The sequence below is a fragment of the Streptomyces sp. NPDC045956 genome, assembly GCF_056430705.1.
The window spans coordinates 184788-196603 of the sequence record NZ_JBWKKZ010000004.1 but is presented as its reverse complement, the minus strand read 5'-3'; the positions used below and the strand labels follow the sequence as shown (position 1 = coordinate 196603).

The 11816-nt window shown below is 71.9% G+C and carries 9 protein-coding genes; 6 read left to right on the top strand and 3 right to left on the bottom strand.

Features of this window, described 5'->3' with window-relative positions:
* Positions 1-34: 34 nt before the first annotated feature.
* Positions 35-1837: an ABC transporter ATP-binding protein gene (locus tag AC07FV_RS13075; RefSeq protein ID WP_479086915.1), complete on the bottom strand. Its 1803-nt coding sequence runs from the start codon at positions 1835-1837 to the stop codon at positions 35-37.
* Positions 1838-2108: 271 nt separating this feature from the next.
* Between AC07FV_RS13075 and AC07FV_RS13070 the strand changes: the two genes are divergently transcribed.
* Entirely contained in the window at positions 2109-2570 is a 462-nt protein-coding gene (locus tag AC07FV_RS13070; protein ID WP_479086914.1) for a MarR family winged helix-turn-helix transcriptional regulator, read from the top strand.
* Positions 2571-2586: 16 nt separating this feature from the next.
* Here AC07FV_RS13070 and AC07FV_RS13065 read toward each other — a convergent pair whose 3' ends face one another.
* Positions 2587-3351 carry a hypothetical protein gene (locus AC07FV_RS13065; RefSeq protein ID WP_479086913.1) on the bottom strand — a complete coding sequence of 255 codons (765 nt, stop codon included), beginning with the start codon at positions 3349-3351 and terminating at the stop codon, positions 2587-2589.
* A gap of 183 nt (positions 3352-3534) precedes the next feature.
* Between AC07FV_RS13065 and AC07FV_RS13060 the strand changes: the two genes are divergently transcribed.
* The 4 genes from AC07FV_RS13060 to AC07FV_RS13045 all read left to right on the top strand — a co-directional run bounded on the left by AC07FV_RS13060 (position 3535) and on the right by AC07FV_RS13045 (position 8342).
* Positions 3535-5445, top strand: a complete 1911-nt coding sequence (locus AC07FV_RS13060; protein WP_479086911.1) for an ABC transporter transmembrane domain-containing protein — start codon at positions 3535-3537, stop codon at positions 5443-5445.
* Positions 5442-7223, top strand: coding sequence for an ABC transporter ATP-binding protein (locus AC07FV_RS13055; RefSeq protein WP_479086909.1), 1782 nt, complete (start codon positions 5442-5444; stop codon positions 7221-7223). Before AC07FV_RS13060 ends, AC07FV_RS13055 begins: the two co-directional genes overlap by 4 nt.
* A 315-nt stretch (positions 7224-7538) precedes the next feature.
* Positions 7539-8009, top strand: coding sequence for a DUF5709 domain-containing protein (locus tag AC07FV_RS13050; protein ID WP_384691105.1), 471 nt, complete (start codon positions 7539-7541; stop codon positions 8007-8009).
* A 60-nt stretch (positions 8010-8069) separates the two neighbouring features.
* Positions 8070-8342 carry a type B 50S ribosomal protein L31 gene (locus tag AC07FV_RS13045; protein ID WP_384691102.1) on the top strand — a complete coding sequence of 91 codons (273 nt, stop codon included), beginning with the start codon at positions 8070-8072 and terminating at the stop codon, positions 8340-8342.
* A gap of 20 nt (positions 8343-8362) precedes the next feature.
* Here the strand turns inward: AC07FV_RS13045 and AC07FV_RS13040 are convergent, their stop codons facing one another.
* Positions 8363-9157: a metal-dependent hydrolase gene (locus AC07FV_RS13040; RefSeq protein ID WP_479086907.1), complete on the bottom strand. Its 795-nt coding sequence runs from the start codon at positions 9155-9157 to the stop codon at positions 8363-8365.
* A gap of 145 nt (positions 9158-9302) precedes the next feature.
* On the opposite strand from AC07FV_RS13040, the gene AC07FV_RS13035 reads away from it, so the two are divergent.
* Positions 9303-11816: a DEAD/DEAH box helicase gene (locus AC07FV_RS13035; protein ID WP_479086905.1), complete on the top strand. Its 2514-nt coding sequence runs from the start codon at positions 9303-9305 to the stop codon at positions 11814-11816.

Here is an 11816-nt window from a genome sequence, read left to right as displayed (position 1 = left end):
GTAACCCCCATCTGCATACAAACCCGGCATATCTTCATCTTGTCGGCTCCAGTCGGGCGTCCCGGCGCACCAGTGCCGCGTACCTGCCCTCCTGCGCCAGCAGCTCCTCGTGCGTGCCCTGTTCCGCCAGGCGCCCCGCGTCGAGGACCACGATGCGGTCGGCGTCCCGGACGGTGGACAGGCGGTGCGCGATGGTGATGGTGGTGCGGTTGGCGGACAGGGCGTCGATCGCCTCCTGCACGGCGGCCTCGGTGCGCGTGTCCAGGGCGCTGGTGGCCTCGTCGAGGACGAGTACGGGCGGGTCGCGGAGGATGGTGCGGGCGATGGCCAGGCGCTGCTTCTCCCCGCCGGAGAAGCGGTGGCCGCGCTCGCCCACGACCGTGTCGTACCCGTCGGGCAGGGCTGCGATGTGGTCGTGGATCTGGGCCGCCCGCGCCGCCGCCTCCAGCTCCGCGTCGGTGGCGTCCGGCTTGGCGAAGCGCAGGTTCTCCGCGACCGAGGCGTGGAAGAGGTACGTCTCCTGCGAGACGACGCCGACCGCCCGGGCGAGGGTGTCGAAGTCGAGGTCGCGCACGTCGGCCCCGTCCAGGGTGACCCGGCCGCCCGTCACGTCGTACAGCCGCGGCACGAGGTGGCCGAGGGTGGACTTGCCGGCGCCGGTCGGGCCGACGACGGCGAGGCTGCTGCCCGCGGGGACGGTGATGTCGATGCCGTCGAGGACCGGGCGGTCCGTGCCCTCGTAGCGGAACTCGACGTTCTCGAACCGGACCTCGCCCTTGATGTGGTCGAGGTGGCGGGGGGCGTCCCGTTCGGTGATGTCGATCGGCAGGTCCAGGTACTCGAAGATCCGCTGGAAGAGCGCGAGCGAGCTCTGGATCTGGACGCCGGTCGACAACAGGCTCACGGTCGGGCGGAAGAGTCCCTGCTGGAGCGAGACGAAGGCGACGATCGTGCCGAGCGAGACCTCGGGGCCGCCGAACCGGAAGGCGATGCCGGCGGTCCAGTAGATGACGGCCGGCATGGCGGCCATGACGATCGTGATGACCGCCATCCGCCAGCGGCCCGCCATGTTCGACCTGACCTCCAGGTCGACCAGGCCCTCCGACTCGTCGGCGAAGGCCCGGGTGAGCGAGTCGGAACGCCCCATGGTGCGGCCCAGCAGGATGCCGCTGACGGAGAGCGACTCGGTCACCGTGGCGGCCATCGCGGCCATCTGCTTCTGGCGCCGGGTGGTGATCTTCCTGCGTTCCCGGCCGACGCGGCGGCTGATCCACACGAACACCGGCAGGAGGAGCAGCGAGACGACGGTGAGTCGCCAGTCCAGGACGACCATGGCGGCGATCGTGGCGATCACGCTGGTGAGGTTGGAGACCAGGGAGGTCGCCGTCGACGTGACGGTGGCCTGCATGCCGCCGATGTCGTTGGCGATGCGGGACTGGACCTCGCCGGTGCGGGTGCGGGTGAAGAAGGCGAGGGACATCTGCTGCAACCGGCCGTAGACGGCGGTGCGCAGGTCGTGCATGACGCGCTGGCCGACGGTCGTCGAGATCAGCGTCTGCAGGACACCGAAGACGCTGGTGAGGACGGCGCCGAGGATCATGCCGAGGGCGAGCAGGCTCAGCAGGCCCGTGCGTCCCTCCGGGAGGGCGACGTCGAGGATCTCCTTGAGCAGGAAGGGGGTGGCGACCGACACGAGCGACGCGGCGCCGACGAGCAGACCGACGATCGCCAGCCGGCCGCGATAGGGGCGGAAGAGTCTCAGAATGCGGCGCACCTGCCGCGGCTGTTCCTTCGCCTCGGCGGGTGCGGTCCAGGCGGACTCGTGGTCGGGATGCATGGGCTCCTACGGGGGTCGGCGAGCGGAAAGCCGGGACGGCAGAGGTCGGGGACGGCGGAGGTCGGGGGCGCGGGGCCGGGGGAAGCCTGTCGGATCACGGGCCCCGGGCGGACTGCCGGAGACCTCGCGTATGCGATCCAGGGGATCAGACCCTGCGGATCAGACCCTGCGGATCCGACCTTGCGAATCAGACGTGGCGGACCCGACTCACCGGATCTTAGCTCATTGTTACCTATACTCACAATGAACGTCATCCTGATATTGTTCCCGTATGACCGCCCCCGATCCCGACGGCCTGCTCGCCGAGCAGTTGCTGCGGCTCACGCGCCGGGTGCACCGCATCCAGAAGCGCCATCTCGAACACCGCGACCTCGGCATCACACCGGCCCAGTCCCGGCTGCTGCGCACGCTGGCGCACTACGGCTCACCGCCCCGCATGGCCGACCTGGCGGAGCGTCTGGAAGTGGTGCCCCGGGCGGTGACGACGCTGGTCGACGCTCTGGAAGCCGCGGGGAAGGTCCGCCGCGTCCCGGACCCGGCCAATCGCAGGGTGATCCGGATCGAACTCACCGACGACGGACACGCGGCCCTGCGAGAGCTGCACGGCGCGCGCCGCTGCGCCGCGGAGGAGATCCTGGCGCCGCTGACGGGCGAGCAGCGTACGGTGCTCGGCGGGCTGCTGGACACGCTGGTCGACGGCCCCGGCGTCATGCCGGGCGACCGGACCGGGTGACCGGGGAGGCGTACGCTCAGCGCCGCAGGTGCTCCCTGTCCCCCATGACCACCACCGGGTGCAGGTCCGGATCCAGCGTGCGCAGCAGATGCTCCATGGCCGGCTTGGGCAGGCTCACGCAGGCGGACGTGCCACTGCCGTGGTCCATGTGCAGCCAGATGCCACCCCCCTCGGACGCACCCCGCGGACGGGTCGGGTCGTTCGGCGGGGTGCCCTTGACCCGGTTGTAGTCGATGGCGATCACGTAGTCGAAGTCGTGCCAGTAGGACTTCTTCCACCACCTCGGTGCCGCGAAGGCGGCGGACCGCGTGTAGGGCAGGCCGGCGCCGGGTGCCGGGGCGGGGTCCGGGAGGACGCCGCCGGCGTCGCTGAGCGTGAAGACGCCGACGGGGCTGCGCCGGTCGTTCTCGCGGTGGTCCGTCGTCCACCCCTTCGTACCGTTGTGCGCCGCCCAACTGCGCACGCGCTGCCAGCCGGAGCCCCGCTTCGTGTACAGCACGACCGTGGAGGCGGCGGAGTCCTCGCCCTGCCCGTACACCGCGACGACCTGCCGGGAGTCGGCGGGAACGAGCCGCTGGAGACGGTCGCCGACGCCGGGAATGCGGGTCGGGTCGGCCGTCGCGCCGCCCGCCCCCGTCCCTCCGGCGGGCCCGCTCGCCCGGGCGCCCGCCCCGCCGCCCGCGCCGGGCCCGGACGGGCCGCCGCAGGCGGACACCGTCGCCAGCAAGGATCCGAGGACCGCCAGAGCGACCGCCGTACGCCGTGCACCACCCCTACGCATCGGTCCATGGTCGCACCGGCGCGGCGCCCGTCGAAAAGGGGTGGGGCGGAGGGCCGCCGGATTCATGTCCCCGCGCGGAAAACCGCTTGATTTTGGGCATGCCGCGACGCGAACCTTGCACGGTTTGCAGTCTCTTGCCGCCGTATCGCAACGGCACCCCCTGACACGAGCCACTGGGACGTCATGCAGATCCAAGACCTTCCGTATCCCGACCCGGGCGTGCCGGACGCGCGCTCGGGCCCCCGCTTCCTGTGGTGGCTGTTCCGCAACCAGCTGGGAGGCCAACTCAAGGCCCTGGCCTGGGGCATGTTGCACTTCGTCTCCGTCTCCGCCCTGCCGTTCTGCGTGGGTGTCGCCGTCCAGGCCGTCATCGACCGGTCCGGCGCCCGACTCGCCCTCGCGGGCGGCCTCCTGGCCCTGTGCTGCGTCGGCAACGCGCTCGGCGACACCTTCCTGCACCGTGCCGCCGTCACCAACTGGATCACCGCGGCGGCCCGGGTCCAGCAACTGCTCGCCCGCAAGACCGCGGTGCTGGGCTCCGCGCTGACCCGCCGGGTCGCGGCGGGCGAGGTCGTGGCCGTCTCCACCGGCGACGTCGAGAAGATCGGCTGGTTCGTGGAGGCCCTCTCCCGCTTCACGGCGGCGGCGCTGACGATCGTGCTGGTGTGCGTCGCCCTGGTCGTCTACGAGCCGGCGCTCGGCATAGTCGTGATCCTCGGTCTGCCGGTACTCGCCCTCGCCGTGCTGCCCCTGCTGCCGCGGGCCACCCGACGGGCCGACGTCCAGCGGGAGAAGGCCGGGCGTGCCACCGAACTCGCCTCGGACACCGTGGCCGGGCTGCGGGTGCTCCGCGGCATCGGCGGCGAGGAGCTCTTCCTCGACCGCTACCGCAGCGCCTCCCAGGAGGTGCGCCACGCTGCCGTGCGCAGCGCCCGCATGTGGTCCCTGATCTCCGCGATCCAGGTGCTGCTGCCGGGGCTGCTGCTGGTCGGCGTGGTCTGGCACGGCGTTCATCTCGCCCGCCAGGGCCGCATCGGGGTCGGCGAACTGGTCACCGTGTACAGCTCCGTCATGCTCCTCACCTATCCTCTTCGGCACTTCGAGGAGATCGCCATGGCGTACTCCTTCTCCCGGCCGTCGGCCAAGCGGGCCGCGCGGGTGCTCGCCCTGGAGCGGGCCACCGACACCGCCGGCTCCCGCGCCGCCGAGGTACCGACCGGGGATCTGTACGACCCGGCCACCGGTCTCCTGGCGCCGAGGGGCCGGTTCACCGCCGTGGTGTGCGGCGACCCGGACGCGGCAGGACGGCTCGCGGAGCGGCTCGGTGGGCATCCCTCGGAGCAGGGCGAGTCGGCGCTGCTCGGCGGTGTGCCGCTCGACGAACTGCCGCTGGAGTCCGCCCGCACCGCCGTGCTGGTCCAGGACAAGGACCCGGTCCTGCTCTCCGGCACGCTGCGGGAACTGCTCGACGTGCCCGCCTCCGGCACGGTCGCCGCGCGGGACGCGCTGGCCGCGGCCCAGTGCGACGACGTCCTCGCGGCACTCACGCAGGGGTCACCGGGCGTGCACGACCCGATGGACGCCCGCATCACCGAACGCGGACGCTCGCTGTCCGGCGGCCAACGCCAGCGACTGGCCCTGGCCCGGTCACTGATCACGGACCCGGAGGCACTCGTTCTGGACGAGCCGACGTCGGCCGTGGACTCGCACACCGAGGCGCGGATCGCGGAAGGCGTGCGGACGCTGCGCGACGGTCGGACCACCGTGGTGTTCACCTCCTCGCCGCTGCTGCTGGACCGCGCGGACCGGATCGTCTTCCTGCACGACGGCGAGGTCGTTGCGGTCGGCGGCCACCGGGAACTGCTGCACACCGACCCCCGGTACCGCGCGGTGGTGACCCGTGAGACCGACGAGGAGACCGCGGCGCGCGGGGAGACGGTCCCCGCGGCCGGAGGCGGCCCGGAGCCGGCCCCGAACGGTCGGCCGGCGCTGAACGGTGAGCACCGGCGCGACCGCGAGAAGACCCCGGACGACGGCGCCCTCGTCGACGACGACGTGCTGCGCCGACTGGAAGAGATCGAGGAGACGGCATGATCGGCGTCGCGCCACCGTCGTACGACCCGGCGGCCCCGACCACGGCGAGCACCCTGCCCGTCGGAGCCCCCGCCACCGTACGCGCGTACACGGGAGAACTGCTGCGCCGGCACCGCCGGGCGTTCCTCCTCCTGGTCTCCGTCAACACGGTCGCGGTGATCGCCTCCATGGCGGGCCCCTACCTGCTGGGCGGGCTGGTGGAACGGGTGTCGGACGAGTCGCGTGAGCTGAACCTCGGGCTCACCGTCTCGCTGTTCGTGCTCGCGCTCGTCGTCCAGGCCGTGTTCGTGCGGGAGGTGCGGCTGCGCGGGGCCGTGCTGGGCGAGCGGATGCTGGCCGATCTGCGGGAGGACTTCCTCGTGCGGTCGGTCAGGCTGCCGCCCGGCGTGCTGGAACGGGCCGGCACCGGTGATCTGCTCTCCCGGATCACGACGGACATCGACCGGCTCGCCAACGCCATGCGCGAAGCCGTGCCGCAGCTGGTCATCGGGGCCGTGTGGGTGGTGCTGCTGCTCGGCGGGCTCGTGATCACGGCGCCGCCGCTGGCGCCCGCGGTGCTGATCGCCGTGCCGCTGCTGGTCGTCGGCTGCCGCTGGTACTTCCGGCGGGCGCCCGCCGCCTACCGCTCGGAGGCCGCCGGGTACGCCGCCGTCGCCGCCGCGCTCGCCGAGACCGTGGACGCCGGCCGCACCGTGGAGTCCCACCGCCTCGACGCCCGTCGCATCGAGCTGTCGGAGCGGCGGATCACCGAGTGGACGGCCTGGGAGCGCTACACGCTCTGGCTGCGGTCGGTGCTCTTCCCGGTCATCAACGTCACCCATGTGACCGTGCTCTCCTCCGTCCTGCTGATCGGCGGCGTGTTCGTCCTGCAGGGCTGGATCGGGGTCGGTCAGCTGACCACGGCGGCGCTGATCGCGCAGATGCTCGTCGACCCGGTCGGCCTGATCCTGCGCTGGTACGACGAGCTCCAGGTCGCGCAGGTGTCCCTGGCGCGGCTGGTGGGAGTGCGGGACATCGAGCCCGAGGCCGGTGACCCCTCGCTGGCCCCCGAAGGACGGCACGTGCACGCCGACCGCGTGCACTTCGGCTACGTCGAGGGCGTGGACGTCCTGCGCAGGGTGTCGCTGGAGGTCGCTCCCGGCACCCGGCTGGCGCTGGTCGGGCCCTCGGGCGCCGGCAAGTCGACGCTGGGCAGGCTGCTGGCCGGCATCTACGGCCCCCGCGACGGCCGGGTCACCCTGGGCGGCGCCGAGCTGTCCCGGATGTCCGCCGAATCGGTCCGCTCGCACGTCGCCCTCGTCAACCAGGAGCACCACGTGTTCGTGGGCTCCCTGCGCGACAACCTGCGCCTCGCCCGGACCGGAGCCACCGACGCCGAGCTGTGGGCGGCGCTGGGCGCGGTCGACGCGGACGACTGGTCCCGGGGACTCGAGGAGGGCCTGGACACCGAGGTCGGCTCGGGCGGCTCCACGCTCAGCCCGGCCCAGGCCCAGCAGATCGCGCTGGCCCGCCTGGTGCTGGCCGACCCGCACACCCTGGTCCTGGACGAGGCGACGTCCCTGCTCGATCCCCGGGCGGCCCGCCACCTCGAACGGTCCCTCGCCCGGGTCCTCGACGGCCGGACGGTCGTCGCGATCGCGCACCGGCTGCACACCGCCCACGACGCGGACGTCATCGCCGTCGTCGAGAAGGGGCGGATCAGCGAGCTGGGCAGCCACGACGAGCTGGTCGCGGCGGGCGGGGCCTACGCGGCGCTCTGGCGCTCGTGGCACGGCTGACCGGGCCCCGACGGGCACCCTCCGGCCGGACTCGGGCCACCCCGCCGCTCGGCTCCGGCCGGGCGGCGGGCCGGGCGGACGCGGGGCGGGCGGCACCGGCACGGTCGGCGTCGCGGGCCGGAGTGCGGGGTACCCGGTCGACGGCTGTGGCGTTGCGCGGTCCCGAACGGGAGTGGAAGGCTGGAAGCAGGCACCGGCTCGGGGTAGGCCCGGGAACCGTGCGGTTCGTGACGGGTGACGCCTGTGCCCCGTGCAGCGGCGGCCCGCCGCGGTCCACGGTGAGAAGGGGCCCGTCCCCACCCCCTGGAGGTACCCGTGAACAGCGCCGACGGATGGGGAGACGACGTCTACCAGCCCGACGGATCCGAGCAGCGGGAGGACACCGGGCTGCTCGACGGGGAGGACACCCTCGAGAACGACGGTGTCGACGATCCGCTCGACCGTGGCTGGTCCCCGCCGGAGCGCCCCTGGGCGGTGGAGCACACCGGAGTGACGGCGGCCGAACGGCAGGCCGGCGAGACGCTGGAGCAGCGGCTCGCCGAGGAGCGGCCGGACGTGCTCGCCCCCGACGGTGACGGACTGGGAGACTCCGACGGCACCGACGGAGAACTGCTAGACAACGAGGTCGGCGCGGACCGCTCCGGTCGGCTCGTGGCGCCCGACGAGGGGGTTCACGAGGACGAGGAGCCGGCGCTGGTCGCCCTGGACGTCGGGATCGACGGGGCGGCGGCCTCCGCCGAGGAGGCCGCGATGCACGTCGTCGACGAGGACTCGCTGCCCGGCTGACACCCCCCGTGGCGGTGATCCGCCGCCGACCCGACGATCCGCGCCGTACGAGGAGCACTCATGCAGCAGGACAAGCACCCCGAGTACCAGCCCGTCGTCTTCCGTGACCGCAGCGCCGGGTACGCCTTCCTCACCCGGTCCACGGCCACCAGCGACCAGACCATCGCGTGGGACGACGGCGAGACCTACCCGGTGGTCGACGTGGAGATCTCCTCGGAGAGTCACCCCTTCTACACGGGCAAGGCCCGGACGGTGGACTCCGAGGGCCGCGTGGCGCGTTTCGAACGGCGCTACGGCGGAGGCGAGGGTCAGGGCTCGGACACACCGGGCTGAGCAGGCAGGGGCGGCGGCCCTCAGATGAAGTTCAGCGCGGCCGCGCCGCCGACTCCCCCGAGCAGCATGAACGCCGGCATCAGCACCTTCAGCTCGACCCAGCTGCCCGCCCGGAACCGCATGGCCTTCGGCGGACCGATCGGATACCAGCGCTTGCGGCCCACCGGTATCGGCCAGAGTATCGGGCAGCCCGAGACGGTCAGCGCGTCCCCGATGTCGTGGACGAGGGCGCCGAGCACGATCGGCAGCCCGAGCCACAGGTACTCCTGTCCCGGCGCGGTGAAGAGCCAGTCCGAGCCGCCCTCCGACTTGTCCAGTATCCCGGCGATGATCCAGGCACTGGTCCCGGCGAGCAGCCAGACCAGCACGTCGCTGCTGGAGCCGCGGGTCGCCCGCCAGAGCAGGCCCTCGATGGCGAGCACCATGTGCACGAAGAGGAGCGCCAGCACGGCCCAGCGGCCGCCCGTGACCGCCAGCGCCGAGGCCCCCGCCCCGATCAGGACCGCCCAGAGCCAGGTGTGGGTCAGCGTCCGGTGTCCGCCGGAGCGCCGTGGGTCGCCCTGCTTCTTCGTGGCCTTGTAGACGGCGTAGGACAGCTTGTCGACGATCTCGCACAACCCCCGTGAGACGGGTCCGAAGGCCCGGGAGATGGTGGCCGCCTTGTGGTCGAGGTCCGGGGCGAGGGCCGCTCCCGCGCAGATCAGGGCTCCGGCGAGCAGCACCGGCCAGGGCATCGGGTACCCCGCGGCGGTGGTCGCCGCCCCGACGCCGAGCCATGCCGCGGCGCCCGAGAGTGAGTGTGCTGGTCCCATCATCGCCGTTGCCCGCCCCATTCCTCGTGTGCCGCTGTGCAGTTGTCCGGGTCCGCTCGTGCCTCGTCGGCGACCCAGCGTAGCGTTCGTGATCTTCACGCGGACAGCCGATTCCCCCATCGCGACCGAGGCCAGGCAAGATGGGGGCGTGACCCTCATCGATCAGCTGCCGCGGACCGCCGACCCCGATGCCCTGTACGAAGCCTTCGAGGCGTGGGCGCAGGAGCGCGGTCTCACGCTCTACCCCCACCAGGAGGAGGCGCTGATCGAGGCGGTCTCCGGTGCGAACGTGATCGTGTCGACGCCCACCGGGTCCGGCAAGAGCATGATCGCGGCAGGCGCCCACTTCGCCGCGCTGGCCCGGGACGAGGTCACCTTCTACACGGCTCCGATCAAGGCACTGGTGTCGGAGAAGTTCTTCGAGCTGTGCAAGATCTTCGGCACCGAGAACGTCGGCATGCTGACCGGCGACGCCTCCGTGAACGCCGACGCCCCGGTCATCTGCTGCACCGCCGAGGTCCTGGCGTCGATCGCCCTGCGTGACGGCAAGCACGCGGACGTCGGGCAGGTCGTCATGGACGAGTTCCACTTCTACGCGGAACCGGACCGCGGCTGGGCCTGGCAGATCCCCCTGCTGGAACTGCCGCAGGCCCAGTTCGTCCTGATGTCGGCGACGCTCGGTGACGTCTCCTTTTTCGAGAAGGACCTCGCACGCCGAACCGGCCGTCCCACGGCGGTGGTCCGCTCGGCCACCCGGCCGGTGCCGCTCTCCTACGAGTACCGCTACACGCCCATGACCGAGACGCTCACCGATCTGCTGGCGGCGCGGCAGGCCCCCGTCTACATCGTGCACTTCACGCAGGCGCAGGCCGTGGAGCGGGCGCAGGCGCTGATGAGCATCAACATGTGCACGCGTGAGGAGAAGGAGCGGATCGCCGAGCTGATCGGCAACTTCCGCTTCACCACGAAGTTCGGCCGCAACCTCTCCCGTTACGTCCGGCACGGCATCGGTGTGCATCACGCGGGCATGCTGCCCAAGTACCGGCGACTGGTGGAGAAGCTGGCGCAGGCCGGCCTGCTGAAGGTGATCTGCGGGACGGACACGCTCGGTGTGGGAGTCAACGTCCCCATCCGGACGGTGTTGTTCACCGCCCTGACCAAGTACGACGGCAGCCGGGTGCGCACGCTGCGGGCCCGTGAGTTCCACCAGATCGCCGGCCGGGCCGGACGCGCGGGCTTCGACACGGAGGGCTTCGTCGTCGCCCAGGCGCCCGAGCACGTCGTGGAGAACGAGAAGGCCCTCGCCAAGGCCGGTGACGACCCGAAGAAGCGGCGGAAGGTCGTCCGGAAGAAGGCTCCCGAGGGCTTCGTGGCCTGGTCGGAGAGCACGTTCGACAAGCTCATCGTCTCGGAGCCGGAGCCGCTGACGTCCCGGTTCCGGGTCACGCACACCATGCTCCTGTCGGTGATCGCCCGGCCCGGTGACGCGTTCGCGGCGATGCGGCACCTGCTGGAGGACAACCACGAGCCGCGCAAGCAGCAGTTGCGGCACATCCGGCGGGCGATCGCCATCTACCGCTCGCTGCTGGACGGCGGCATCGTCGAGAAACTCGACCGGCCGGACGCCGAGGGGCGCATCGTCCGTCTCACGGTGGACCTGCAGCACGACTTCGCGCTGAACCAGCCGCTGTCCACGTTCGCCCTGGCCGCGTTCGAGCTGCTGGACCCGGAGTCGCCTTCGTACGCGCTGGACATGGTGTCCGTCGTGGAGTCCACCCTGGACGACCCGCGGCAGATCCTCGCCGCCCAGCAGAACAAGGCGCGCGGTGAGGCCGTGGCCGCGATGAAGGCGGACGGCGTCGAGTACGAGGAGCGCATGGAGCGCCTCCAGGACATCACGTACCCGAAGCCCCTGGAAGAGTTGCTCTTCCACGCGTACGACACGTACCGCAGGAGTCACCCGTGGGTCGGTGACCACCCGCTGTCGCCCAAGTCCGTCATCCGCGACATGTACGAGCGGGCGCTGACCTTCACCGAGTTGGTCTCGCACTACGAGCTGGCCCGCACCGAGGGCATCGTGCTGCGCTACCTCGCGAGCGCGTACAAGGCGCTGGACCACACCGTGCCGGACGACCTGAAGTCCGACGATCTGCAGGACCTGATCGAGTGGCTCGGCGAGATGGTGCGCCAGGTCGACTCCAGCCTGCTGGACGAGTGGGAGCAGCTCGCCAACCCGGAGGAGATGACCGCCGAGGAGGCGCAGGAGAAGGCCGACCAGGTGCGGCCGGTCACCGCCAACGCGCGTGCCTTCCGCGTCCTGGTCCGCAACGCCATGTTCCGCCGTGTCGAGCTCGCCGCCCTCGACCAGGTCGAGCAGTTGGGCGAGATGGACGGCGACGCCGGCTGGGACGCCGACGCGTGGGGCGAGGCCATGGACAAGTACTGGGACGAGTACGAGGACCTCGGCACCGGCCCGGACGCCCGCGGCCCGAAGCTGCTGGTGATCGAGGAGGAGCCGCAGAACGGGCTGTGGCGAGTCCGGCAGATTTTCGACGACCCGAACGACGACCACGACTGGGGCATCAGCGCGCAGGTCGACCTCACGGCCTCCGACGCGGAGGGCCGGGCGGTCGTCCGCGTCACCGATGTAGGCCAGCTGTGA